This window comes from Gelidibacter maritimus, from assembly GCF_014062315.1.
Taxonomy (GTDB): domain Bacteria; phylum Bacteroidota; class Bacteroidia; order Flavobacteriales; family Flavobacteriaceae; genus Gelidibacter; species Gelidibacter maritimus.
The window spans coordinates 58,676-83,403 of record NZ_JACGLT010000017.1 but is presented as its reverse complement, the minus strand read 5'-3'; the positions used below and the strand labels follow the sequence as shown (position 1 = coordinate 83,403).

The following is a 24,728-nucleotide window of genomic DNA, read 5'->3' as shown; positions in this document are numbered from 1 at the left end:
TGATGTGCAGCTTGAAGCCGTGGAACCAGCCCATGGTGGAACGCCCCGTAGTGGCGATGCCCTTGAAGACCCTATGGTTGGGGATGCGCTTGTTCTTGCACACCCTTACCGGGGTCGAGTCGATAAAGGAGATGCCCGAGCATTCGCCCATGCAACAGGTCTTTAGGAACAGCGTCATGGCCATCAAGTTCTGTTGCATAAGCTCAGTAAACCTATTGTAGGAGACCGTGTCGGGAAAATCATCTTTCATATGGGTCTTCACGTAGAAAAGATAAAAGTGCTTGAAACACCTAAAACCGCTCAACTGAAAAATAACCGCTATCGTTATTATCTCGCTCTGGGACATAACGGGAGGGCGTTTGGGCTTGTTGCCGATAAGGGATCTGTCGACCACTTCGGAATATTCCCTGCAAAATTCATCGACGATACAAAAAATTTCAGTAACTTTAGAATAGATTATCATGGATAGGTTTTTAGATTAAAAAATTGAATTTCAACACTTTAATTTACTAAAAATCTATCTTTTTTTATACAAAAAAATCAAATATTATCAATCGAACTCAGGTTACAACTAAATATGCATATACAAAAGATGAATGTGCACTACTTGTTGAGTAAGTATTAATGAATCTTTAGTTTGTCTAACTAAGGTTGTTACCGATCTCTCATCTGTAATTTTGAATTTCCCGTAAATTTGGTGAGCGTAATTTTTGGTTCATTATACAAATAAACTTCGCTGTTCCCTGTTGCTTCAATTGTAATAGTGTCATTGACCCGAATGGTTGCAGAACTACTCATATCGGCAATGAGGTCACAGGTATCGGTCAAAAACTCCTTGCCGTTAAAACTTGATGAATTATCCACACGCAATTGCGTAGTTTCAAGTGTTCCTTCCAACTTGGCATTGGCCCGTTGGTAAAGGTCTATCTTGGCCGATTTTGAATTGAGCAAAGCCTCCATTCTTACATTATCGCTAAGAATAATTACAGCATTTGTGGCATTGACATTCAGTTTTACTTTGGCCTTATCTAATGCGGTGTAATTGAATTCGTTCGTCTTTATATTGAGATAGGCGCGCGATGATCCTGTCGTTTTCAAGGTGGTGTTTTTCAGTTCTAAAGAAGTTAAGGAACGGAGTTCTCCATTTTCAATCACTTCAATATTTTCCAATCCGTCCGTATAATTTACTTTGATATTCATCCTCCGGCTAGAGGTAATCCTTTTGGAGGTTTTAAACGTTAAGGTACCGTCAACAACTTCAAAAAGAATATATTCGTGAAGATTGCTGTCTGCTTCTACTTCTACAGAAGCCTTACTGTTATAGATGATTTCAACGGTAAAATCTTCGCCTACAATGATCGAATTAAACGGATCAATATAGGTTTGCTTTATGGTTACATTTCTATCACCTTTAACTTTTTCATCTTCTTGAGCAGCGATAAAAGCGGTGAAGGATAGCGACAATAAAAATGCAAAAATGATTTTATTCATTTTACTGAGTTAGGGTTTATACTAACAAATATAAACAAAAACCATCCCAAACATTTAATAAGGTTTGAAATGGTTCTAAAAACAAGTGAGGAGATTGGTTATATGATCATATTTTACCTCATTTTCGCTAATCTTTACTTGCATAAACACCAGCCGATTTATTGATGGTTTCGGGGCTGCCAATATAGGTAATGTCACCTCCGCTTTGCGCTTTGGCTGTTAATTCTTGCAATACGTTAACTACAATGTCTGCACCACTAGAGGCATTTGCATTTGTTATAGAGGTCTCCAAATACTTTGCCTTGATATCACTACCACTTGAGGCCCGGGCAATCAAGGTGCTTGCAGTGCCTTTCAATTCAAGGTCGCTGCCACTTGAGGCCTTACAAGTTAATTTTCTAACCTTTACTTCTAATGCCATATCGCTTCCGCTAGAACTATTGAGTTCTAAATTTTCGGCGGATATACTAGTGGTACTATAAACATCACTACCACTAGAGGAGGAAATTTTAGAAACATTTTTAAAATCAACGAGGACCTTTTTTGCCGATGAGCGACTGATGTTTTCATCGGCATAAATTTTAAGGGTATTGTCTTCAATTTTAGTGATAATTATGTCATGTAGGTTCTCATCTGCCTGAACCTTGATACTTTCTGATTGGCCTTGGGCAAGATAAACATCCAATCCACGGCTTATCTCAATCTGGTCATAATTACCAGAAATGGTACGTTCTTTTGTAATAACATTGCCATTTCCAATAACCCCTAAACCGAAGTTGCAGGAACTTAACAATAGACTCAGAATGGCCGTAACAATAATTTTGATTAATGTGCTCATGATGGTTTGTTTTTAGTTATTGATCAAATATCTTCTAAATTGAAGGCCATGGACAATTAAATCTACTGAACTGTTGATTTATGCTGACCGACTGTTATAATAAAAAAAAATTAAATGTCGTCCGTGGTAATTTCTATGCCATTACTATCAATGTTCACTTTTACACGTTCAGTTTTTGACTCGATTCCATCTTGGTTTATTTGTATAGAATTGACCTTGCTTTTGATTTTTATACCGTTCTCATCCATTCTAAACTCGGAGCTGTTGTCGGTGGAATCGTTACCAAGTTCATTGTCTTCTGGACAATCCAAGCATTTGATTCCATTCTCTAATACCTGCAAATAGTGGCCTTCCATTCCATTGATCAAAATATGGTTTTTATTGATGTTTTTAATCCTGCTAAAATTGGTATTATTCATATATGCGGATCTCTTAAGGTGATTTCCATAAAACGAATATGTGTTTTTGTCCGCAAACAGAACGGTCCCTTCCGGTAAGTATAAAGTTATTTCAACCTCTTGGTCTCTATATCTGTTATCAAATGCCGTGGTTAAAAATCCATCAAATTTCAGTGTGTTTTCAGAGACGGTATAATTATAATCGATTTTTTCGGCTCTCTTTTTTGCATTTTGATAGGAGTTGCCTCTTGAACTTTTTTCAATTTTTATGGATGCCACCGAATCTTTAGTCGATTTTAAATTTAAACTAACATCTGTCAGATACAGTAGTTTTTGGTCCTCTTCATTATATACGGGCTTCCATTGGTTACTGTGTCTTCCAAATTGTTTACTGTACGATTTATTGTGCACCATGGTTACGTATAGCGTATCTTTTTGGGTACTATATATGCTTTCGGTCTGTTGTACAAATGCGTCCTCCGCATATTCACTAACTTGTTTGACCCCTATAATGACCAAGCCAATAATGGAGAGTAACCATAATCCGAGTAATGAAAACTTAGCAATTTGACCGATGGACTTCAGGTTATTGACCAATATTTTCAATCCCAAATAGAAAATAAAGAAAAACGGAATGCCAATTACAAATAGAAGCAATAAGGACATCATCCAAACAGGAATGTTAGCGGCATTTGTGGCATGTATAAAATCTATTCCTGGCACATGAATAATATGGGCAACACCTACTGAAAAAAGCGCGACAATTAATGCAATCAAGGTAGAAGCACCAATCATTATAAGAATAACACCTATAAATTTTCCAATTACTTTCAGGAAAAATAGAATGATTTCACCCAGTGAATCAAAAAATGTTTTTGAATTAGCTCTTATTTTGTTGCCTTGTTTTGGCAAATCCATATTTTTTACCGCATCAGAGACATTTTGAGATACATTTTCAAATCCGTCTTTAATTTTTTTTTCGATGTTGCTAATGTTGACCGGTTCTCCCGTCATGGTTAGCTTTTCAGCAGTGGTAATGGCTTCAGGTACCAAAATCCAGAATAGGACATAGATAAAAATAAATGTACCACCAGAACCAAAGGCCAATAAGATCCAAATGAGGCGCACCCAAATGGCGTCAATACCCAAATAATGACCAATACCAGAGGCTACACCTCCAATATAAGAATTGTCGCTATCTCTAAATAACTTTTTGGAAAAAGTACTTTTACTTTTTTCTTGAAAGGTACTGTATGGCTCATCTTCAAAAATCTCATCATCAACCAAATAATCCTCTGGTTGACCCATAATGGCAATCACGTCATCCACTTCCTTTAACCGGATTACCTGTTTGTGGTTTTGAACCCGTTCATTAAAAAGTTCGGCAATGCGCGCCTCAATATCTGCAATAATTTCAGATCGGCCCTGAGAGTCTGTAAATGAGCGTTTAATGGCCTCAAGATAACGTTGCAGCTTTAGGTACGCATCTTCATCAATGTGAAAAAATATACCTGCTAAATTTATGTTGACTGTCTTATTCATTTCTTGATTGTTTTGTGGTGGTTACTAAGTTGACTGCGTGTTTTAATTCGTTCCAAGTAGTAGTTAATTCTGTTAGAAATAACTGACCTTTTTCTGTAAGATTATAATATTTACGGGGTGGACCTGAGGTGGATTCCTCCCATCGATAATCTAAAAGGCCCGCGTTTTTAAGTCGCGTCAATAAAGGATATATCGTTCCTTCTACAACAAGCATCTTGGCATCCTTAAGTGTTGCCAGAATTTCTGCAACATAGGCGTCTTCATCTTTTAGGACGGAGAGAATGCAGTATTCAAGAACACCCTTACGCATTTGAGCTTTGGTATTTTCAATTTTCATAGTTCTTTTTTATGTTTTAAAAGTCTATGCTTTTGATTAATAGCATTGAGACATTTTCTGTTCGATTGATGATGTTCTGGCAATGTTTATCTTTTACCCGTATTTGATTCCCAAATCTGGGTGTTAAGTCGCCGAGGCACTTATATAAGATGAAACTGGTCGTTTTTTGATTGATTGACATGCCAGAATTTGTTTTTTAGTGCAGACGGGTTGCTGAATTGTTATTTTAAAAAATTAATGGTCAGTGGATATTTGTAAATTTCGCCATCCCTCGCTTTTAAACTTGCAATGACAATAAAAATCAGTTCCAGAATAAAGCCGATAACGGCCAAAAACCCAAAGCCACCAGCTATAAACAATAGGGGAGAAGCTGAGTGAAAACCGATTTGAAAATTATCAAAATTGCTGAAATTCCAAAAATTCAATTGTCCCAGAAGTCCAAAAATGAAAAATGGAACCGTTAAAACACCTAAAATAATGGCATATAATAAAATGCTAATTTGGAAATTTATGGCTTGCTTACCATGGGTATCAATAAATTCAGACTTCTCCTTATTAACGCTCCATAAAATAAGCGGACCAATAAAATTTCCTAAAGGAACGATGAATCTCGAAAAAGTAGACAAATGGATGAATGTGGCGATGTTTCTATGGTGATTATCTATCATGTTTTTATTTGTATATAATAGTGGCTTATGCAAATATATATCTTAAAGAAGGTATTATGCAAAACATAGTACTATAAATTAACAAAAATTTAACAGGTTGTGGTCCCGAAAATAATCGATAAATTAGCGCAAATCAAGAATTCAAAATGAATATATCTCCAAGAAAACTCAATGCTTTTCTAAGCTTCAAACTCCCTTCTGCTTTTTTTTGTGGTGTTAGGGCCACCTATATTGATGATGAGCAATGCAAGGTCCGTGTCAAACACCGTTGGATTAATCAAAATCCATTTAACTCTATGTTTTGGGCGGTACAAGGGATGGCGGCGGAATTGACTACCGGCGCCTTGGTGATGTCAAAAATTAAAAATAGTGGACAACCAATATCTATGTTAGTGGCCAGTAACAATGCCACATTTACAAAAAAAGCCACTGGTCGTATCAATTTTAAATGTACGGACGGATATAAAGTTGACGAAGCCATAAAAAATGCGATTACAACGGGCGAAGGTCAAACCATTTGGATGAATTCCGTTGGAACCAATGAAGACGGGGTGGAAGTTTCAAATTTTAATTTTGAATGGACTTTGAAGGTGAGGGAAAAGAAGCAAGGCGCATGAAGCTTAAAGTTGGTAGTTGGTAGTTGGTGGAGTGTAGTTGGTATTAAGATGGTATCTTTTATGAAATGAGGTTAATGTCCATGCGATAAAATTGATTATACAACCTCAAACCTGCCTGCCCGTTTGGAACGCAATATAGGAGGGTGACACTAGCGGACGCGGGAAACCTGGACTGCAGACTGTCAACTATTAGCAACTGAATCCTGCAAACAGAATCTTGTGAACAGAATTATACCCACAAAAAACTACCTAGGGATTTCTACGTTCTCAATGATTTGTTTGATTACATCGGTACTGGTGATTCCTTCCATTTCCCGTTCTGGCGTCACAATAACACGATGATGTAATACAGGAACTGCCGCTCGTTTAATATCTTCTGGAGTTACGAAGTCGCGACCGGCCATCGCGGCAAATGCTTTACTGGCTTTTAAAATTGCAATGGAAGCTCTTGGAGAAGCTCCTAAGTATAAAAACTGGTGTTGTCGGGTAGCTACAATTAAATCGGCAATATATTTTAACAAATGTTCTTCCACCAATACCTGCGTCACGAGCGACTGATATGTAGTAATTTGTTCAGCTGTTAAAAAGGGAGTGACCGCATCTGTCTTAACACCATCTTGTAAATTATGTTCACGCATTAAAATCTCAATTTCTTCTTCTAAGTTGGGGTAGCCCACGTCAATTTTAAACAAGAAACGGTCTAATTGTGCTTCTGGCAATCGGTAGGTGCCTTCTTGTTCTATCGGATTTTGGGTAGCCAAGACCATAAAAGGCGATTCTAATTTGTAATAATTCCCATCAATAGTAATTTGCTGCTCCTCCATAACCTCAAATAAAGCGGCTTGCGTTTTAGCAGGTGCTCTGTTGATTTCATCAATCAAGATCATATTGCTGAAAATGGGCCCCTTTTTAAATTCAAATTCTGTCGATTTCAGGTTGAATACTGAAGTTCCTAGAATATCACTCGGCATTAAATCTGGTGTGAATTGAATCCTGCTAAAGTCAACGCTCAATGATTTTGCCATCAGTTTTGCTGTAATTGTTTTTGCCACACCCGGAACGCCTTCAATCAGCGAATGACCCTTGGCAAGTAAGGACGCTAAAAGCATATCCACCATGTCTGTCTGACCTACAATAACTTTGCCGATTTCGGCTTTCATATTTTGCACATTGGTTTGCAGTTCTGAAAGGTCCAATCGATTAGTGAACTTCAAGTCTTGAGTAGCTTCTACCCGAGTGGTTTCTTCTTGAATGTCTTTGGAAATTGGTGTATGTTCTATCGGGGTTTGTCCTTCATTGGGATGTTGTTCTTCCATAGTTTTTATGAATAAAATTCTTCAATATGTTTGTTGAGCTTTAAAAGATTTTCTTCAAAAAACTCATTCTTAGTCCGTAACCAATTGATGAAATTAATGGTTTTTTTGACGGTTTCTTTATTCTTACCAGATTTTTGAGAAAGTTTAGTGATAAACTCTTCATTTAAATTGGGGGTATCTAAATTGTACTCTGATCTTATTTTTTCTAAGAAATATGTGATTTTCTTATCGATTAGGTTTTTATGGTCTTGGGTTTCATAATAAAGATTGGAGATGGTTTTTACAAATCCAACGGTCGTATTTTCCAAGGGTTTTATTATCGGAATAATACGTTGTCTTCTTTTGGCATTAAAAATCATAAATAATAAAGTCAATAGTAAAGCCAAATACCAGGCCCACTTAAAGGATGTCTGTTGCAAAAACCAACTCAAACTTGACTTTTCTTCGGCGTCACCATAATAAGAATCGAAAAACTTGGTGTACGAATCAAAATAAATAGTCTGATTTGGTAAATAGGAGAGCACACCTTCGACATAACGGTATCGATCATCTTTTAAAATGTTGTAATTAGTAAACGCTTTTGGCTCCAAATGCAGATAAACTGTACCTTCATGAAAAGGAATCTCTAAAAAATTGGTCAAATTAAGATCATTATTGATATAGCCCAAAGTTTTATGGTTTTCAGCTTCAAATCTTGAAAAATAGGAAGCACTATCACTTTTATCAATTTCAGTGTTTTTGGACTTTATATCTGGATGCGTAAAGCTTAATCTTACGATACTGTCTTGGCTTTTAATGACTTTTACGCCCAAATTTAAAGTGTCCAACAGTAACTCCGGAAAGTTGTAATCCGACATAAAAAGGGTATTCCCTTGGCCTGCAAAAATCAACAATTCTTCCACATCTGCATCGTCCAAATAATCGGAATTGCCGACTAATATATAATTTCCTTCGGCCACGTGATCGCCATAGCCATCTTCTGAATTGGCGTAAAAATAGTTATAGGGCGAGTAGTAAATGGGTTTTAGTTTTTGATTTTCAAATAGTTTTGGCAACTCTTTATAAAACACGCTTACACCATAGGGTTTATTACTTTTTTCATTATAGCTTTCGGTCCAATCAACGGTGCGGTTACTGCTATAGTCCAATGTAATGGCAATGGTAATAACTGTGGCGGCAATTACAAGAATAGTGACTAAGGTTTTGTTCATGAATTGACCGCTTTAATGAGTTGAACAAAACTATTCTTGGCCAAGTCGTATTGTCTTTTATCCAATGCAAATTCGCCATACCAGGTGTAGTCATAAATGTAGGATGTATAAGCAAAATCCTTGCTGAAGTTCCTAGAGGCAATAGCGTTCATGTACTCGGCATTGGTCTTATCATCCTCATATTTAATAAAGTTTTTTAGCGTCAATTGTTTTAATACCAATAGATAGTAATATCTGATGGCCAAACGGTAATCCTCAGTTTGTTCGGCTTTTTTGATGAGTGTTTTGATATCCGTTTGCGTTATGTTATCTGCGGTAATTTCACTGTGCGATTGTAGCTTTTCGTTTTGTCTTGTAGAAAACAGTTTGCTGCTTCCATCATTTAGAAGCGTGTAGGCCAAATATCCCACAGCAAGGATTAGAATGAGAATAAAAAACCAATTGAATGCACTGAAGTCAAAAGAAAATTCATTTGCATTATTATCCTCACCTACAAAAGGCTTGTCTTGAGAGTATTTGGAAGCATCGCCATGTTTGGTTGAGGTAGATCGGACGGCTGCTTTCCCATCATAATTATAGTTTCTACCAGAATAATTATCTTTAAAACCTTCCTGGAATCGACGCTCATTTGTTGGCTGCTGCACAGAAATATTCGCCCATATTGATGTGCTTCCGTGGAGGAGCATCATACTGATCGTAAATATAAGCGTGAGGCGAAGTTTCATTTAAGCGATTATGGGAATCAATTGCGCGTCGAGTTTTTTCTTGACCACAAACGGATAAATTAGATAATAGTAGCTAATGCAACCTAATGTGACTAAGATAATACCAACAGAGATTATTTTGGGCATTTCTTGTGAATATCTTGTGATAAACCCTTCCAAAAACCCTGCAAAAAAAGTGAAAGGGAAGGTGCTAATAACAATTTTTACCCCAGTTTTGGCACCTTCCTTAAACGATGTAAATCTGGAATGTGTGCCTGGGAATAAGATACTTGCACCTAGTATAAGTCCTGCCGCTGCCTCAATGACAATGGCGAAAATTTCCATGGATCCATGGATCCAAATACCTCTAACACTTTCCCAAAACACGTCCTTTTCATAAAAAAAATACTGAAAAGAACCGAGCATGATGCAGTTTTTAAATAAAATATAAATCGTACCTAGACCGCCAAAAACACCCAAAACAAAAGCAATAATACCAACACGCAAGTTATTGACGGTAATGCCTATAAAACTTCCCCAGTTACTGCCACTTTTATAAACTGCCACAGGATTTCCGGCTTCAATATTTTCTATGGTCATATTGACGTATTCATCACCTAAAATAGAACGGACAAATTCACCATCATTCGCCGCTGAAAATGCGCCTATAGCCGTGAAAATTGTAAAGATGATAAAAGCGATATAGACATATTTACGGTATTGATGCATAATCAATGGTACCTCAGTTTTCCAAAAAGCGACGATTCTATTGCTGTCTTCGCGTTTTGTCTTATATATTTTTTGAAAAGCTTTGGCTGCTAATTGATTTAAGTACGTAATTACTTTACTTTTGGGGTAGTAAGTTTGCGCGTAGGATAAATCGTTGATCAATTGAATATATTGAGAGGCGAGTTCATCGGGATTTTTAAAATCATTATTAAAAATGGCAGTTTCAAAACTCAGCCATTTTTCTTTATTTTGTTTGATAAACGCAACCTCTCTCATATTGTCGTTAAAATAATATATAAAATGTCAGAGTTACAAATTAACACAACCCAAAATGTAAAAATAAATTTTACGGCTTCTGGGGTGGGCGAACGGTTGATGGCGTTTATCATTGACATGCTCATAAAGATTGGCTATATCACTATCTTAAACATGAGTCTTGGAGCTTTTCAGGACATGGACCAATGGTCGCAGATTGGTATCAACACCCTACTTGGCTTGCCCGTAGTTTTTTACACTTTGGTATTGGAAGCGCTTTTGGAAGGTCAGACGATTGGTAAGAAGGTCATGAAAATTAAAGTAGTTAAGATTGATGGGTATCAGGCGTCACTCGCCGATTATGTCGTGCGTTGGTTTTTCAGGATTGTGGATATTTATATTTTTGGATTGGGATTCTTTGTCATTCTCTTCAGTAAACGATCACAACGATTGGGCGATATGGCTGCAGGAACTTCAGTAATCTTATTAAAGGACAAAGTGAATATCAGTCACACGATTTTAGAACATCTGACGGACGATTATAAACCCACTTATCCCACCGTAATTAAACTTTCGGACAATGATGCGCGGATTATAAAGGACACGTTTACTGTTGCCAAGTCAGCCAATGATTATCAAACCCTGACTAAATTGCGCAACAAAATTACTGAGGTTATTGAGATCAAAGCCATCAATGGTAGTGATGTTCAATTTATCGATACCATTTTAAAGGATTATAATTATTACACCCAAAGTATGTAAGCAGAGAGCCATATTTTCCTTTTCGGAAAATATGTGCGAATCGCTTATCCCGCTTTTGGGCGGGATCTCTTGGAGTTAGCTTCTACAAAAGTTTTATTTACTTTTCGAAAAATATGTGCGAATCGCTTGTCTCACTTTCTGGCGGAGTCTCTTCAATTAAATGCTGGGTTAAATTACAATTTAGCTTTTTAAAAAAAGTGTTCCAAAGCCCCATATTAAACGCTGCACTAATTTTGTACTCTTTGATGCCTAAAAATCACCAAGAGGGAATTTAAATCTGATAGTTATTGTTTTTCCAGCTATTGTATAATAGTCAAAAATAGCTATGCAATATTTTATTCCAATAAAAGTCCGATAGCCCAATACGTGTTAGTATCTTTGCCCGCTTTATAAATTTTTGAATACCTATGTTTCTACAAACCCTTGACATTCTCGGTACGATTGCCTTTGCTATTTCTGGTGTCTCTGTTGCCATGAATAAGAAAATGGACCCTTTTGGAGTTCTTATCATTGCCTTTGTGACTGCGGTAGGAGGCGGAACACTAAGAGATATTTTAATTGGTGTTACTCCAGTAACTTGGATGACGGATATGACCTATGTCTATGTCATTTTTGCAGCTACTGTATTTACGGTGATTTTTAAACAGAAAATAAATTACTTGCGTAAATCTTTGTTGTTATTTGATTCCATTGGTATTGGACTTTACACCGTAGTGGGAATTGAAAAAGGCTTGTCGGCGGGCCTACATCCCTTTATATGTATATCATTGGGAACAATAACGGCATGTTTTGGCGGCGTGCTCAGGGATATTTTGTCCAATGAAATTCCCGTTATTTTCAGAACAAAGGAAATTTATGCAACGGCCTGTATATTGGGAGGTATCACTTATTTTCTCTTGAGACAGCTTCCAATTGACGATAATATTGTTTTTATGATTGCAGGTGCTGTGGTTATTTCTGTGCGATTGATTGCGGTGAGATTTAATATCAGCTTGCCTAATTTATACAAAAATGAACGTAATAGATCGGTTTAGAATCTTGGAGAAATAGACTGTCTGCCAAAATTACTATTTACAATCTCCTTTTGATTCTGATAAGTGGAGTTTAATATGCAAAGGCTTGCCTCATTCAAAAAGATAACTTTTTTGGCCATGCTCCGTGTGCTTGGGCGTCTGTGCCGGCTGGACGGGCTGCGAGGTTTTTGATTCAAGCTGCTTAAAGCCTATCAGATGTAATTCCCTTATCTTTAAAACAAAAAAAGCCACATGCAATACGTGGCTTTTAATACTATAAAAAGGCTTTAATTAACTCTTAGGCACCGGAAAACCTCGGTCTCTCATCAGGGCTTCAATCTTAGCATCACGACCTCTAAATAAGCGGTAAGCTTCTGCTGGATCCATCGAGTTTCTTGGTGCAAATAAATACTTCACCAACTTTTCAGAAAGGGCTTCATCATAAAAACCTCCTGGAGCGTCTCTAAAGGCTTCAGAAGCATCAGCCGTTAATACATCGGCCCACATATAGCCGTAATACGCTGTGGCGTAACCTTCACCTGAGAATACGTGACCAAAGTGTGGCGTTCTATGACGCATCACCAATTCTTTTGGCATATTCAATTCACTAAGCGTTTCACGTTCAAATTTATCAATGTCGATATTTTCAGGGTCAGCCAAATGTAACTTCATATCGATTAATGCAGAAGCTAAATATTCGGTGGTTCCAAAACCTTGATTGAATGTAGCAGCATTCTTAATTTTTTCAACCAATGCTGCCGGGATAGGCTCTCCAGTCTTGTAGTGTACCAAAAATTGATTGATCACTTCATCGGTAGATAGCCAACGCTCTAATAACTGCGATTGGAATTCGGTATAATCCCTAACGCCACCATTTAAGGTTGGGTATCTTACATTGGAAGAGAAGAAATGCAGTGCATGTCCAAACTCATGGAAAAATGTAACTGCATCGTCCCAAGATACTAAAACAGGCTCGCCAGGAGCAGGTTTTACGAAATTGGAGTTATTGGACGCCAAAACAGTTTCATCGCCGTCAAATGTGGTATGGCTACGATAAGTTGTGGCCCAAGCGCCAGAACGTTTCCCTTCGCGTGCAAATGGATCCAAATACCATAAACCAATATGTTTTCCAGAATCTTTGTCAGTAACATCCCAAACTTTTACATCGTCGTGAAAAACAGGTACGCTTCCTTCAGGAACTGGGGTGAATTTATAATTGAACAAACGGTCTGCCGTATAGAATAATGCTTGTGTCAACTTATCTAGCTGCAAGTATTGCTTTACCTCTTCGCTATCTAAATCGTATTTGTTCTGACGTACTTTTTCAGCGTAATACCTGTAGTCCCAAGGTTCAATGGTAATGTTATCGCCACTGGCATTTGCTACCGCTTGCATATCAGCCACCTCTTCCTTTACCCTTGCAATGGCAGCTGGCCATACAGCCATCATTAAATCCATGGCATTCTCTGGTGTTTTGGCCATACGGTCCTGTAAGCGCCACTCGGCGTAATTATCATACCCTAGTAAGCCAACACGTTCTTTACGGAGCTGTAGAATTTCAGCAATTAAGTCGTTATTGTCGTATTCGTCACCGTTATCGCCACGGGAATAATAGTTGGTCCATACCTGTTTGCGTAATTCGCGTTCAGTAGAATAAGTCAAAAACGGATCCATTGAAGACCGTGTATTGGTAATGGCATATTTCCCATCCTGACCTTTGTCTGAAGCAATTTTAGCTGCCGATTTGACAAAGGATTCTGAAAGCCCACCCAATTGATCCTCATTCAAATAGGTGACATAATTTTCCTCATCATGTAACACATTGTTTGAGAACTTGGTATAAAGCGAGGATAGTTCTTTATTGATTTCGGCATAACGCTTCTTTTTCTCTGCATCTAAATTGGCGCCATTCATCTCAAAACTTTTGTAGGTCAAATCTACCACGCGTTGTTGATCAGCTTCCAACGGAGTGGATTGCGAAGCATCGTAAACCGCCTTAATTCTTTCAAACAATTTTTCGTTTTGGGAAATTTTAGAATTGTATTCAGACAATTTCGGTGCCAATTCTGCCTGTACATCCCTGAATTCAGGAGAAGACATATTGCTGCTCAAAATTCCGTAGTAGGTGAAAACACGGCCCAGTTCTTCGGCAGAGCGTTCCATTTCAACTATGGTATTCTCAAAAGTTGGTGGTTCAGGGTTGTTAGCGATTTTTTCAATATCTTCCAATCCCAGTTCCATACCTTTTAAAACGGCCTCTTTTACGTCTTCTACTTTCATTTTGTCAAAAGCAGGTACACCGTCATAAGGGCCTGTCCATTCTTTTAAAAGGATATTGTCAGTTTGCGCCATGCTGGTTTCTTTTTTTTCATTGTCTTTACAACTTGTAAAGGCAATCAAGACACATAAACTCAGTGTTTTAATGTGTTTTAGATTGTGTTTTGTCATTGGTTTTAGTGTTAATTTTTTAAGGTTGTCAAGATATCGATTTTAAGGCTCAATTGTCTTAATTAATTGATAATTTCTACTTTTTCAATGTAGATGTTTCTTAAAGGCCATTCGGAACCATCGGTTTCTTGAGCGGCAATGGTATCTACAACATCCATCCCATCTATAACCCTTCCAAATACCGTATAGTCGCCGTCCAAATGATGCGCTCCGCCTTGCTGTTGCACAATAAAAAACTGATAGGGCGAGGCCATTTTATAAGGATTTTCAATGTCGCTACTTGGCATACTGACAACACCTCTATCGTGAAGGTAGCCACGGTTGGTATCTGTTGGCAGTAGGTATTGTCCGATTTTTCGACGTTTCTCGGCAATAGCAACATTGTCACTATTGCCTCCCTGAATGACAAAATTATTGACGATGCGATAAAACTGAGTGTTGTCAAAATAGTTTTGCTTGGTTAAAAAAATGAAATTGGCGCGGTGGAATTTCGTCTCATCGAACAACAAAATATCTATCGTTCCAAAAGCGGTTGTAATTCGGACCTTATTTTCCTTATTTTCTTTTTCATACTGTAGAAAAAATTCCATTGCATTTTCATCGGTCAGTTTTGGAAATTCACGCTTCTTTTTTGCAGGTGGCTTCTTTGGAGTTGGAATGTCTTTAGAAGACAGGGAATCTAGGTTGGAATGACTATTTTTTTGACGAGATTGTTTATCTTCACAATTAACCAAGATAAAAAACACCCCGATGAACATTAAAATTCTCATATCTAAATGAATTTTGATACATTTTTAAAATCTATTTCAAAAATAAAACATATTCCGCTTCCGGGACATGCTTCACAATTGAAAATGTCGCCTAAATATCGCAATGAATTGATTGAAAAACAACGTGAGCTTCGGAAATATTCGCGCAAGGCGGGCGTTATGGCCCTGTTTTATCCAAGTCATGATAACACCACCATGCTGATATTGATCTTAAGAAAGACCTACCGTGGAGTGCATTCTGCCCAAGTTGGATTTCCGGGCGGGAAGTTGGAGCCTGAAGATCCGTCTTTAGAATATGCGGCACTAAGGGAGACTTTTGAGGAAGTAGGCGTGCCCATTAAAGACATGAAGGTATTAAGGGCATTAACCGATCTTTATATTCCTCCCAGCAACTTTACAGTGTACCCTTATTTGGGAGTGACGCTTAAGACGCCTCAGTTTTTAAAACAGGATGATGAGGTAGAAGATTTAATTGAGGTAACTTTAACCGATTTCATGAATGATGCCCATGTGAGTTCGCAAATGCTCATGACATCGTTGGAAAAAGAAGTGGAGGTACCCGTATATAAATTGAACGGACATACCGTTTGGGGTGCAACTGCTATGATGCTCAGTGAGATAAAAGACTTGTTAAAAAAAGTGCTCTAAGCTGTGGATTTTGCTAAATTTGTTTTCTGGGGAAGGAGGGAGGAGCAGATATCACAAGTACAATTTCTTAATCGTAAATAAAAACAATGGGATTATTTAAAAAAAACCCTTTTGGACATATACTTTTTGTAAAAAAATGGCTCATCCGTATTCTTGGCGCAGCAACACACAGGCGTTTCAGGGGTTTCAATGAGCTGCAAATAGAGGGTTCTGAGGTCATTAAGAATCTTCCGGATACCAATGTCCTGTTCATATCCAATCACCAAACTTATTTTGCTGATGTCGTGGCAATGTTCCACGTTTTCAATGCCAGCTTGAGCAATCGGGATGATAATATCAAGAACATTGGTTATTTGTGGAACCCTAAATTGAACATTTATTATGTTGCCGCGAAAGAAACGATGAAGGATGGCCTATTGCCGAAAATATTGGCCTATGTGGGATCCATCAGCATTGAGCGTACCTGGAGGTCAGAAGGGAAGGAGGTGAACCGTCAGGTTAAGATGAGCGACATTACGGCCATTTCCAAAGCATTGGATGATGGCTGGGTGATTACATTTCCTCAAGGTACAACCACACCTTTTAAGCCTATTAGAAAAGGAACGGCACATATTATTAAGCGTTATAAACCTATAGTGGTGCCAATCGTTATTGATGGTTTTAGGCGTTCATTTGATAAAAAGGGCATCCGCATAAAGAAGAAAAATATACTTCAATCCATGGAAATTAAAAAACCCTTGGAGATCGATTATGATAATGAAACCATTGATCAGATCGTAGAGAAGATTGAGTATGCCATTGAACAACATCCGTCATTCTTAAAAGTAATTCCACAGGAAGAAATAATGGCGCAACAAGAATTGCACAAACTTAGGAGATGGAGAGTGCCAGAATAAGAAGCGCTCTAACAAGCAAATATTTAGTTTTTTTTCTTCTTGTCGTTGTCAAAATGGACGTGGCAGTTCCAACAAATACGAAACGTAAAATTCAACCCCACGCCGTTTAAGTTAGGTTTGGTCTCTACGTATTAATCTTATACTCATGATACTATGCCCATTTGTTTGAACCTATGTTCGAACTTCGGGCCAAACAAAACTACAGCTCTAATTTTTTCAATTCTCTATAATTTCTATTGAGCTTTCTCAATAACAAACCGTAGATCAGCCAATAGAAGAATAGTAATATACCCATAAGAACAGCAAGGACGCCGGCTACTATCAATATGGTTTTAGCGTAGAACATAAAGAGTTCGCCATTGGCCGCAGCGGCCTGCGTTTTTCGGATTAAGGCAGTGTCCTGATCAAATTCAATATACAGTACCACCACAGTAGAAAGAACCATAAAACCTAAATTAAAAATCACGTAGTTTTTAACTGTTCTGCGTGTTCTTAATATGTTCTCCATAAGTACTTTCGCGCTATCCGTCACCGAGATGCGTCTGAAGTTTTTGTAGAATAGATAGAAAAAATAGATCAAGATCACGTAGCCCATAACGGTCAGTGGGATAATCAGGTAATCAGAGTCAAACTGGTCAAAATGTTGCGCGTTCTTCGAATCTTTTAAGAATAAGGTGAGTCCTGTCCAAAGGGCAAACTCCAAAAGGCTGATAATAAAGATCCATTTGACGATAGACGACGATCGTTTCAAGATCATTTTATAGATAGCATCGGCTGAAACATGAGGATACTGGGTGTCCTGCTGTTTCCAATGTTTTTTTAATAATTCTAATTCATCCATATAATTACGGATTAAGTATTGTTCTTAATTTCTTTTTGATCCTGTTCATTTTCACCCTTGCATTAACTTCGCTAATCCCTAAGGTTTCACTAATTTCTCGATAATCTTTCTCTTCTAAATACAGGAATACGAGGGCTTTTTCAATATCATTTAATTGATGAACGGCCTGATACAGCAACTTTAACTGCTGCTCTTCAGTGTCATCATATTCTTCAGCCTTGATCTTAAACTGAAAGGTTTCCAACTCGTACGTATTGACCGTACGTTTCGATTTTCGGTATAAAGTAATGGCGGTATTCAACCCAACACGATACATCCAAGTGCTAAATTTCGCATCACCGCGAAACTTAGGGTAGGCTTTCCAGAGCTGAATGGTGATTTCCTGAAACAAATCATTGTGCGCCTCTCTATGGTTTGTATATAGCCTACAAACTTTGTGCACAATGTTCTGGTGCTCCTCAAGCAACGCGACAAAACTATGTTCTAATTCTTTGTCCAAATCCAGTGGTTAGTTATAGTGTTAGTAGATAAAAAGTGAGGATTGTTACAGCAATTGGAAGAATTTTTATAAAAACAATACTATGGTTTTGATGTTGAATTAAAGCTTTAATAGAAAGGGAATTGAAATCTGATTTATAAGGTATTAAAGGTCAATCATAGAGAATGTCTATGATTGTTTTAGGAGTCCCATGACGATAAAATATTGCGCCAATGCATACGATAGCATGATACTGACGCTCGAAAACCTTAGCGGCATATAGAATTTATTTAAGGCCAATATGCTATCTGAAATGACGAACAATATAGCGCCTAAAAACACCAAAACGAAACTTATTTTTGAAACTTTTCCCTGTCTTAAAAATGCTGTAATAGCCATTGACAAAATAATAATGATATAAAAAATTACCGGAATCAATAGGTTGCCCAAACTGTTTTTGAGCAGATAAAAGAGTCCGATGGCATACACTATCAAAATTGCTAAAAAACCTACGGGATTGATTTTAGAATTTCTTCGCTTCCAAAATATCAGTATATAAAAAACATGTGCCAAAAAGAAGGAGGCCAATCCAAGCATGAAAAAATTTGGAGATTGGTCAACAAACATTAAAAATACGTCGCCCATTAAAGAAAAGATCAACGCAATTAAAGTGGTGATTTTAGTTTTGGAGGTGAGTGCCCTACTGTTTAGATAAAAGTAAACAATTAAAGCAGAGAGTAAGGATGGTTTTGTTAAGTAACGCCATGTTGATAAACTTTCAAAACTGACACAGATGAGTTCTGCAATTAGAAGTAGAATAAACAGAATGGTGAATTGTTTTTCGGTTTTGGTCAGCATCGGTTGGATTTTGGACCTAAGATACTAAAATGATAGAAATACGGACTTTACCAGTCAAATCTCAATTCGTCGTTAAATTATGACAGTTCGGAACTTTATAATTTCGAAACTACTTGAATCCCTCCACATTTGTGCAATCAATCAAACCGTAAGTACTGTACACCAGAACAGATTTGTTCGGGCCACTAACGGCATTATCGAACCAACTAAGGATTATTATGAAAGCACTATTCGGATTCCTCTTTTATTTCACAATTATAAACAGCTTTGGTCAAGCCACAGTTTCTGGAAGAGTAACGGATGCCAAAGGGCTGCCTATAGTCGGTGCCAACGTATATTTGGAAGGCTCTTATGATGGTGGAACGACCAATGCTTCGGGAGTCTTTTCATTTACTACCAATAAATCGGGGACACAAACTCTGGTTGTTTCCTTTTTATCTTTTGAAACCTTTAAAAAACATGTTGAGGTCGAAACAATGACGAACTTAAAAATTAAACTTCGTGAAGACGTCAATACCTTGGATGCCGTGGTCCTGTCTGCAGGCACCTTTGAAGCGGGTGATAATGGTAAGGTGTCTGTCTTGAAACCATTAGATGTGGTAACTACTGCGAGTGCCTTGGGCGATTTTGTAGGTGCCTTGCAGACTTTGCCTGGCACCTCCACCGTGGCCGAAGATGGCCGTCTTTTCGTGCGTGGAGGTGAGGCTGATGAAACACAGATTTTTATTGATGGCATTCGGGTATTTACACCTTATTCGCCCACAACTAACAACACTCCTACACGTGGGCGCTATTCGCCGTTTTTATTTGATGGTATTACGTTTTCCACAGGCGGTTATTCTGCGGAATACGGACAGGCACTTTCCAGCGTACTGTTGCTCAATACCATTGATGAAGCAGATCAGAACAAAACAGATATTGGTCTGATGACTTTAGGTGGTAGTCTCGGTAAAACTAAAAAATGGGCAAAAAGCTCGTTGAGCGTGAATGCTTCTTATATCAATTTGGCACCTTATGTTGCACTGTTTCCAGATCGAAATGATTGGGAAAAGCCTGTTGAATCGGCATCTGGTGAAGCTGTTTATAGACGACACTTTGATAATGGGCTTCTGAAATTTTATACGGCTTTTGATACCTCCAATTTCAAATTGAAACAAGAAGATATCAACTATGCCGAACGGGGCCATTTTAAATTAAAAAACAACAATCTTTATTTTAATGGGTCCTATCAAGGTATGCTGTCTGATGGATGGTCTGTATTTGGTGGATTGAGTTATACACACGGCAAAACAGATGTTGGCATTATAGAAAATGATATTGATAATATCGAGAATTCGTATCACGCCAAATTTAAATTGAAGCGTCGATTCAGCAGTCGGTTGAAACTGAATTTCGGTGCCGAATATTTTTCAACCCATTTTAATGAGAGTTTCCAAAATGAGAGGGTTACGTCCAATGAATATGGATTTACGGATGATATTGCAGCCACTTTCGCTGAAGCGGATATTATTTTTTCGAAAAAGTTGGCACTTAAAGCTGGGATAAGAATAGATTATAGCCAATTGTTTAAGGCTGCCGAAATTGCGCCGCGATTATCATTGGCATATAAGACATCAAAAAGGAGTCAAGTGTCATTGGCTTATGGTAATTTTTATCAAAATCCGAATAATGATATCTTAAAATTTGATCAAGCTCTCCAACCGCAGAAAACCACCCATTATATTTTCAATTATCAGTATAATGCCAAAGGCCGGATTTTTAGAGCGGAAGCGTATTATAAAAGCTATCAACGCTTGGTGAAATACGACTCAGCGTTTATAGATTTTGAGACCAATTTTGATAATTCTGGTCGTGGCTATGCTAAAGGCTTAGATTTGTTTTGGCGAGATAATAAGAATATTAAGAATGTTGATTATTGGATAAGTTATTCTTATTTGGATACCGAAAGAGATTATAAAAACTATCCGTATGCAGCACAACCTGAATTCGTCAACAAGCATAACCTGTCGGTGGTGGGTAAATATTGGATCGATAACTGGAAAAGCCAAGTCGGGTTTAGTTATACTTTTGCTTCTGGAAGACCTTATACCAATCCTAACGCTGACGGGTTTCTGAACGCTAAAACAAAGTCTTATAATAATGTAAGTTTGAATTGGGCATATCTATTGAGTCCGCAAAAAATTCTTTATTTTTCCGTGAATAATGCCCTGGGTTTTAAAAACATCAATGGCTATCAATATTCAAATACGACTAACGTGAATGGCAAATTTAATAGACGAGCCTTACGTCCGGCGACAGATCAGTTCTTTTTTGTGGGGTTCTTTTGGACCATAAGTGATGACGGGACGGATAATCAATTGGATAATTTATAATTAACAGCGCTGAGATTATAGAAGTGTCCGTATGGCATCATGGTGGGCTTTTAATTTGGTGAAACTTGCAACCGGTTCATTGTTATGCCAAATTTTTTCTGATACGGCTACACCTTTATAACCTAAATCAAAAACTTTCTGAATGGTGCTGAGATCACATTCGTACTTGGCAATAATATTTTTATCGATATCGCTGACCTTAACTTGGATTCCCTCAACGTTAGGTTGATTTCCTGAAACAAATATTGAACTTAGGACATGGTAGTCGTATTCGAAATCGCTATCCACCAAATCATTTAATTCACTAAAAGAAGAGCTGATGGTTTTTCCGAAAAGGTTTAAATCTTTAAAATAGCGGGTTGGAGTTTCGATATAATTGCGCCGTTGTTCTTCTTCAAAGTGAATTCCTTTAAGATCAAACATGTTTGTCAATTCGTGAAAATGATGGAGGACGATTCTATTGTGAAATTTTAGATCTATTTCTTTTATAAAATCGACATGCTCTTGAGAGTTCTTATTTGGTTTTGCCAAATGATAACATTCTAAACCTGCCGAAAAAAGCTGATTTAGAATCTGTGTTTCGTTTTCAATATCAATTTTGGGTGCTATTAGTACAATCATAATGGGTAAATGGTTATCAGCTCCTTTCTTGGATCTACTTTAATTGTCCTTCATTCCTTTGCATAGATACAAATATCTTGAAAGATTGTGAGCTTGAGAAGCCAAACCTTTGCAGTAACCCGTTTATTATAAAATGTGGTGTACGCATCGTGGATTAATTGATTGGGTCAAAGCTTTTATTTTTTGGAATACCATTCTGTTTGCAAACTAAATATATTGCATAAAACTCTTTATTATTATGAAAACAATATATGAAAAATGTATCGCAGCCTGCCAAAAATGCCTGGTAGATTGTCAAAATTGCCTTGTCGAAATGGCAGGAATGAAAAGCATGAATGACTGCCCAAAATGTTGTGTAGAATGTATTGACGCCTGCTTAGTGTCCATTAAAATGATGGCGGCAGACAGTGAATATGCTGCAGAATACTGTAAGTTATGCGCAGAGATTTGCGATTGGTGTGCGGAGCAATGTGAGCAGCACGACCACGAACATTGTCAAAAATGTGCGGAATCTTGCCGTAAATGTGCAGAAGAATGTCGAAAAATAGCTGCATAAATCGATCTTATTTATATCTTTAGTCTATGGCAATACTCGGTAATATTATTAAAGGAATCATTGATGTCAAGGATTCATTTTCTTCAGAACAAAACCCTGTTCAAGAACAGCAGGAAGTTTTAAAAATGTTGTTAACCAAAGCAAAAGATACCGCTTTTGGCAAGCATTATGACTTTGAATCCATTTTGGAATCTAAAGACATGGCCTCTGAATTTGCAAAAAAAGTGCCTTATTTTGACTATAACAAAATAGAAAAAGAATGGTGGTACCGACTTCAAGATGGTGAAGAAGATGTAACCTGGCCTGGGCATCCAAAGTATTTTGCCTTGAGTTCTGGTACAACTGGCAAATCGAGCAAGCGGATTCCTGTTACCGATGAGATGATTGATGCCATTAAAAACAGTGGCATTCAGCAGGTTTTTGCTTTGAGTAATTTTGATTTTCCGGCTGATTTCTTTGAAAAGGAAATTATGATGTTAGGGAGTTCCACCGAGTTAAAGGAGCATAACGATCATTTGGAAGGTGAAATCAGTGGGATTAGCGCAAGTAAAATCCCGTTTTGGTTCCGGCCTTATTACAAGCCAGGTGAGGAAATTTCTAAGATTGACGATTGGGATGCACGCGTTCAGCAAATTGCTGAGAATGCCGAAAATTGGGATATTGGAGCCTTGAGTGGCATCCCGTCTTGGATTGAACTAATGCTTCAAAAAGTCATCAGTCATCACAACTTAAACCATATTCATGAAATTTGGCCAAATCTGCAAGTGTTTACCTCTGGAGGTGTGGCTTTTGGACCTTATGAAAAAAGCTTCAACGCCCTAATGGGACACCCTATCACAATTATTGACACCTATTTGGCATCGGAAGGCTTTGTAGCGTTCCAATCGCGACCAGAAACGGATGCCATGAAGTTGGTAACCGATGAAGGTGCTTACTTTGAATTCGTGCCTTTTCAACCAGAATATATCAGAGAAGATGGTTCATTGGTGGAAGATGCGCCGTCCATTACCCTAGAGGATGTGAAATTGGACAAAGATTATGTGTTGTTGATGAGTACGGTAAGTGGTGCATGGCGCTATGAGATTGGCGATACCATTAAATTTACAGATGTTGAACGGGCGGAGATTAAAATAACCGGCCGGACTAAGTTTTTTCTCAACACCGTTGGATCGCAATTATCGGTCAATAAAATGGATGATGCCATGAAGCATCTTGAAGCGGAATTCTCTACCAAGATCCCAGAATATACAATTTGCGCCAAACGTGGCGATGATGATGAGTTTTATCATTATTGGTATATTGGATCAGAAGACGAACTTAATGAGCAAGAGGTTGAAGAGCGCTTGGACAACTTTTTAAAGGAGGCCAATAAAAACTATAAAGTTGCCAGAAGTAAGGCTTTAAAAGGGGTAAAAGTGACCTTGGTAAACCCTTCGGTTTTTCACGATTGGAGTGGTGCCAATAAGAAAAAGGGAGGTCAGGTGAAAATGGAACGGGTCATGAAAGAAGATAAGTTTAAAGAATGGGAGGCTTTTGTTACTGAGCAATAGTTTCGGCTTCTGTCTTTCTTTTTTCAATGATGTCCATAATTTCCTCCGGAGATAAATAATATTTCTTTATTCGAAGCTTGTAGGTCTCTTTTATATCTGCATTGTTCAAGATAAAATCTTTGGTCTTTAAAATATAGTCTTCCATATTATGTCGTATGGCATAAGTATCTGCGGCACGCTCAGCCTCTATAATATGAGAGTCAGACAAAAGATATTTAATGCCAAACCATATCAAATTGAGTTTGCTTCTATTGGCATAATCCATAATATGACCCAGTTCATGCCCAATCCAACCAATTAATATATCTGAAGGTATATCTTTTGTCAAAAATTTTTTATCCGATATCTTAAAGGTTTCACTTATCAGAATAACATATCTCCTGTTTTTTCGAGTTCTAAAAAAGCTGCCAAAAGTTGGTCTGGCCTGCATGGTCGATTTTTTAATGTTCTTTTTAAATCTAAATTCGATGTGTGTGTCCTTCAGGTCTGGATAGTACTCTAAGGCTTTATTAATTTCTGTTGAAATGGACTCAGGGATAATGTGCTGTGCGTTCATTGAAGTGCTTAAGGTTATGATTAGGCAAAGGAAGTATTTCATAATAGATGTCATAAAATACATTTAATTTCCCAAAAATTCATCCCGTTTTAGGTTTATTTAACGAAAATTCAAATGGGTTAATCTTTAGCTTTTTTGAGTGCATATATCCTTAGTCGTTATGGTGATGTTTCAATTTAATTTTAGTTATTTACTGCTTAATTAAGAGCGTTTTTTTTGCCCCACGATTGTAAAAAGACGGTTTATTGCCCCG

The 24,728-nt window shown here is 37.6% G+C and carries 25 protein-coding genes; 8 read left to right on the top strand and 17 right to left on the bottom strand.

What is annotated here, in order from left to right; translation table 11 throughout:
• The 6 genes from H3Z82_RS16625 to H3Z82_RS16600 form a co-directional block, all read right to left on the bottom strand.
• A partial coding sequence (locus H3Z82_RS16625; RefSeq protein ID WP_317172446.1) for a transposase occupies positions 1–463 on the bottom strand: 463 nt, incomplete at its 3' end.
• Positions 464–654: 191 nt separating this feature from the next.
• Positions 655–1,491, bottom strand: a complete 837-nt coding sequence (locus H3Z82_RS16620) for a GIN domain-containing protein (protein ID WP_182206629.1) — start codon at positions 1,489–1,491, stop codon at positions 655–657.
• Positions 1,492–1,618: 127 nt separating this feature from the next.
• Entirely contained in the window at positions 1,619–2,329 is a 711-nt protein-coding gene (locus H3Z82_RS16615; RefSeq protein ID WP_182206628.1) for a head GIN domain-containing protein, read from the bottom strand.
• Between the two features lie 110 nt (positions 2,330–2,439).
• A complete protein-coding gene (locus H3Z82_RS16610; protein ID WP_182206627.1) occupies positions 2,440–4,269 on the bottom strand; it encodes a PspC domain-containing protein in 1,830 nt (609 codons plus the stop codon).
• Positions 4,262–4,606 (bottom strand): PadR family transcriptional regulator, encoded by a 345-nt coding sequence (locus H3Z82_RS16605; protein ID WP_182206626.1) that lies wholly within the window; start codon positions 4,604–4,606, stop codon positions 4,262–4,264. Before H3Z82_RS16605 ends, H3Z82_RS16610 begins: the two co-directional genes overlap by 8 nt.
• Before the next feature lie 221 nt (positions 4,607–4,827).
• Positions 4,828–5,274 (bottom strand): DUF4870 domain-containing protein, encoded by a 447-nt coding sequence (locus H3Z82_RS16600; RefSeq protein ID WP_182206625.1) that lies wholly within the window; start codon positions 5,272–5,274, stop codon positions 4,828–4,830.
• 146 nt (positions 5,275–5,420) lie between these two features.
• Between H3Z82_RS16600 and H3Z82_RS16595 the strand changes: the two genes are divergently transcribed.
• Positions 5,421–5,891, top strand: coding sequence for a DUF4442 domain-containing protein (locus H3Z82_RS16595; protein WP_182206624.1), 471 nt, complete (start codon positions 5,421–5,423; stop codon positions 5,889–5,891).
• Between the two features lie 245 nt (positions 5,892–6,136).
• On the opposite strand, the gene H3Z82_RS16590 is transcribed toward H3Z82_RS16595, so the two are convergent.
• From H3Z82_RS16590 to H3Z82_RS16575, 4 genes are read right to left on the bottom strand one after another with little or no spacing between them, the layout of a single operon-like run.
• Positions 6,137–7,207, bottom strand: coding sequence for an AAA family ATPase (locus H3Z82_RS16590; protein ID WP_182206623.1), 1,071 nt, complete (start codon positions 7,205–7,207; stop codon positions 6,137–6,139).
• A gap of 5 nt (positions 7,208–7,212) precedes the next feature.
• Positions 7,213–8,418 (bottom strand): DUF4350 domain-containing protein, encoded by a 1,206-nt coding sequence (locus H3Z82_RS16585; protein ID WP_182206622.1) that lies wholly within the window; start codon positions 8,416–8,418, stop codon positions 7,213–7,215.
• Positions 8,415–9,143, bottom strand: a complete 729-nt coding sequence (locus tag H3Z82_RS16580; protein WP_182206621.1) for a hypothetical protein — start codon at positions 9,141–9,143, stop codon at positions 8,415–8,417. Before H3Z82_RS16580 ends, H3Z82_RS16585 begins: the two co-directional genes overlap by 4 nt.
• A complete protein-coding gene (locus H3Z82_RS16575) occupies positions 9,144–10,127 on the bottom strand; it encodes a stage II sporulation protein M (protein WP_182206620.1) in 984 nt (327 codons plus the stop codon).
• Positions 10,128–10,151: 24 nt separating this feature from the next.
• On the opposite strand from H3Z82_RS16575, the gene H3Z82_RS16570 reads away from it, so the two are divergent.
• Together H3Z82_RS16570 and H3Z82_RS16565 are read left to right on the top strand one after the other, a co-directional pair.
• Complete coding sequence (locus H3Z82_RS16570; protein WP_182206619.1) at positions 10,152–10,868, top strand: RDD family protein; 717 nt, start codon at positions 10,152–10,154, stop codon at positions 10,866–10,868.
• 407 nt (positions 10,869–11,275) lie between these two features.
• On the top strand, positions 11,276–11,902 hold the full coding sequence (locus H3Z82_RS16565; RefSeq protein WP_182206618.1) for a trimeric intracellular cation channel family protein: 627 nt from the start codon (positions 11,276–11,278) through the stop codon (positions 11,900–11,902).
• Between the two features lie 270 nt (positions 11,903–12,172).
• Here the strand turns inward: H3Z82_RS16565 and H3Z82_RS16560 are convergent, their stop codons facing one another.
• On the bottom strand, positions 12,173–14,329 hold the full coding sequence (locus H3Z82_RS16560) for a M3 family metallopeptidase (RefSeq protein WP_182206617.1): 2,157 nt from the start codon (positions 14,327–14,329) through the stop codon (positions 12,173–12,175).
• A gap of 62 nt (positions 14,330–14,391) precedes the next feature.
• Positions 14,392–15,099, bottom strand: coding sequence for a peptidylprolyl isomerase (locus H3Z82_RS16555; protein ID WP_182206616.1), 708 nt, complete (start codon positions 15,097–15,099; stop codon positions 14,392–14,394).
• Positions 15,100–15,105: 6 nt separating this feature from the next.
• Between H3Z82_RS16555 and H3Z82_RS16550 the strand changes: the two genes are divergently transcribed.
• Positions 15,106–15,747, top strand: a complete 642-nt coding sequence (locus H3Z82_RS16550; protein ID WP_182206615.1) for an NUDIX hydrolase — start codon at positions 15,106–15,108, stop codon at positions 15,745–15,747.
• Between the two features lie 86 nt (positions 15,748–15,833).
• The gene (locus H3Z82_RS16545; protein WP_182206614.1) at positions 15,834–16,643 is read left to right on the top strand and encodes a lysophospholipid acyltransferase family protein; all 810 of its coding nucleotides are present in this window, start codon (positions 15,834–15,836) and stop codon (positions 16,641–16,643) included.
• 199 nt (positions 16,644–16,842) lie between these two features.
• On the opposite strand, the gene H3Z82_RS16540 is transcribed toward H3Z82_RS16545, so the two are convergent.
• The 3 genes from H3Z82_RS16540 to H3Z82_RS16530 all read right to left on the bottom strand — a co-directional run bounded on the left by H3Z82_RS16540 (position 16,843) and on the right by H3Z82_RS16530 (position 18,820).
• Positions 16,843–17,484, bottom strand: a complete 642-nt coding sequence (locus tag H3Z82_RS16540) for a hypothetical protein (protein WP_182206613.1) — start codon at positions 17,482–17,484, stop codon at positions 16,843–16,845.
• 4 nt (positions 17,485–17,488) lie between these two features.
• On the bottom strand, positions 17,489–17,983 hold the full coding sequence (locus H3Z82_RS16535; protein WP_182206612.1) for an RNA polymerase sigma factor: 495 nt from the start codon (positions 17,981–17,983) through the stop codon (positions 17,489–17,491).
• A 168-nt stretch (positions 17,984–18,151) separates the two neighbouring features.
• Positions 18,152–18,820 carry a lysoplasmalogenase gene (locus tag H3Z82_RS16530; RefSeq protein ID WP_182206611.1) on the bottom strand — a complete coding sequence of 223 codons (669 nt, stop codon included), beginning with the start codon at positions 18,818–18,820 and terminating at the stop codon, positions 18,152–18,154.
• 218 nt (positions 18,821–19,038) lie between these two features.
• Between H3Z82_RS16530 and H3Z82_RS16525 the strand changes: the two genes are divergently transcribed.
• Positions 19,039–21,192 carry a TonB-dependent receptor gene (locus H3Z82_RS16525; protein ID WP_182206610.1) on the top strand — a complete coding sequence of 718 codons (2,154 nt, stop codon included), beginning with the start codon at positions 19,039–19,041 and terminating at the stop codon, positions 21,190–21,192.
• A 15-nt stretch (positions 21,193–21,207) separates the two neighbouring features.
• Here H3Z82_RS16525 and H3Z82_RS16520 read toward each other — a convergent pair whose 3' ends face one another.
• The gene (locus H3Z82_RS16520; protein WP_182206609.1) at positions 21,208–21,813 is read right to left on the bottom strand and encodes a thiamine phosphate synthase; all 606 of its coding nucleotides are present in this window, start codon (positions 21,811–21,813) and stop codon (positions 21,208–21,210) included.
• Positions 21,814–22,051: 238 nt separating this feature from the next.
• Here H3Z82_RS16520 and H3Z82_RS16515 point away from each other — a divergent pair, with 238 nt between their 5' ends.
• Together H3Z82_RS16515 and H3Z82_RS16510 are read left to right on the top strand one after the other, a co-directional pair.
• On the top strand, positions 22,052–22,369 hold the full coding sequence (locus H3Z82_RS16515; RefSeq protein WP_182206608.1) for a four-helix bundle copper-binding protein: 318 nt from the start codon (positions 22,052–22,054) through the stop codon (positions 22,367–22,369).
• Between the two features lie 26 nt (positions 22,370–22,395).
• On the top strand, positions 22,396–23,919 hold the full coding sequence (locus H3Z82_RS16510) for a GH3 family domain-containing protein (RefSeq protein ID WP_182206607.1): 1,524 nt from the start codon (positions 22,396–22,398) through the stop codon (positions 23,917–23,919).
• Here H3Z82_RS16510 and H3Z82_RS16505 read toward each other — a convergent pair.
• On the bottom strand, positions 23,906–24,529 hold the full coding sequence (locus tag H3Z82_RS16505) for a hypothetical protein (protein ID WP_235982475.1): 624 nt from the start codon (positions 24,527–24,529) through the stop codon (positions 23,906–23,908). The genes H3Z82_RS16510 and H3Z82_RS16505 overlap by 14 nt on opposite strands.
• Positions 24,530–24,728 lie beyond the last annotated feature (199 nt).

Excerpts from the sequence above, each read along its gene's own strand:
- H3Z82_RS16530 (WP_182206611.1), bottom strand. The coding sequence starts at position 18,820 with ATGCTGACCAAAACCGAAAAACAATTCACCATTCTGTTTATTCTACTT.
- H3Z82_RS16520 (WP_182206609.1), bottom strand. The coding sequence starts at position 21,813 with ATGATTGTACTAATAGCACCCAAAATTGATATTGAAAACGAAACACAG.
- H3Z82_RS16545 (WP_182206614.1), top strand. The coding sequence starts at position 15,834 with ATGGGATTATTTAAAAAAAACCCTTTTGGACATATACTTTTTGTAAAA.
- H3Z82_RS16600 (WP_182206625.1), bottom strand. The coding sequence starts at position 5,274 with ATGATAGATAATCACCATAGAAACATCGCCACATTCATCCATTTGTCT.
- H3Z82_RS16525 (WP_182206610.1), top strand. The coding sequence starts at position 19,039 with ATGAAAGCACTATTCGGATTCCTCTTTTATTTCACAATTATAAACAGC.
- H3Z82_RS16585 (WP_182206622.1), bottom strand. The coding sequence starts at position 8,418 with ATGAACAAAACCTTAGTCACTATTCTTGTAATTGCCGCCACAGTTATT.
- H3Z82_RS16555 (WP_182206616.1), bottom strand. The coding sequence starts at position 15,099 with ATGAGAATTTTAATGTTCATCGGGGTGTTTTTTATCTTGGTTAATTGT.
- H3Z82_RS16565 (WP_182206618.1), top strand. The coding sequence starts at position 11,276 with ATGTTTCTACAAACCCTTGACATTCTCGGTACGATTGCCTTTGCTATT.
- H3Z82_RS16615 (WP_182206628.1), bottom strand. The coding sequence starts at position 2,329 with ATGAGCACATTAATCAAAATTATTGTTACGGCCATTCTGAGTCTATTG.
- H3Z82_RS16610 (WP_182206627.1), bottom strand. The coding sequence starts at position 4,269 with ATGAATAAGACAGTCAACATAAATTTAGCAGGTATATTTTTTCACATT.
- H3Z82_RS16540 (WP_182206613.1), bottom strand. The coding sequence starts at position 17,484 with ATGGATGAATTAGAATTATTAAAAAAACATTGGAAACAGCAGGACACC.
- H3Z82_RS16505 (WP_235982475.1), bottom strand. The coding sequence starts at position 24,529 with ATGACATCTATTATGAAATACTTCCTTTGCCTAATCATAACCTTAAGC.
- H3Z82_RS16595 (WP_182206624.1), top strand. The coding sequence starts at position 5,421 with ATGAATATATCTCCAAGAAAACTCAATGCTTTTCTAAGCTTCAAACTC.
- H3Z82_RS16605 (WP_182206626.1), bottom strand. The coding sequence starts at position 4,606 with ATGAAAATTGAAAATACCAAAGCTCAAATGCGTAAGGGTGTTCTTGAA.
- H3Z82_RS16550 (WP_182206615.1), top strand. The coding sequence starts at position 15,106 with ATGAATTTTGATACATTTTTAAAATCTATTTCAAAAATAAAACATATT.
- H3Z82_RS16580 (WP_182206621.1), bottom strand. The coding sequence starts at position 9,143 with ATGAAACTTCGCCTCACGCTTATATTTACGATCAGTATGATGCTCCTC.
- H3Z82_RS16510 (WP_182206607.1), top strand. The coding sequence starts at position 22,396 with ATGGCAATACTCGGTAATATTATTAAAGGAATCATTGATGTCAAGGAT.
- H3Z82_RS16575 (WP_182206620.1), bottom strand. The coding sequence starts at position 10,127 with ATGAGAGAGGTTGCGTTTATCAAACAAAATAAAGAAAAATGGCTGAGT.
- H3Z82_RS16560 (WP_182206617.1), bottom strand. The coding sequence starts at position 14,329 with ATGACAAAACACAATCTAAAACACATTAAAACACTGAGTTTATGTGTC.
- H3Z82_RS16515 (WP_182206608.1), top strand. The coding sequence starts at position 22,052 with ATGAAAACAATATATGAAAAATGTATCGCAGCCTGCCAAAAATGCCTG.
- H3Z82_RS16590 (WP_182206623.1), bottom strand. The coding sequence starts at position 7,207 with ATGGAAGAACAACATCCCAATGAAGGACAAACCCCGATAGAACATACA.
- H3Z82_RS16570 (WP_182206619.1), top strand. The coding sequence starts at position 10,152 with ATGTCAGAGTTACAAATTAACACAACCCAAAATGTAAAAATAAATTTT.
- H3Z82_RS16620 (WP_182206629.1), bottom strand. The coding sequence starts at position 1,491 with ATGAATAAAATCATTTTTGCATTTTTATTGTCGCTATCCTTCACCGCT.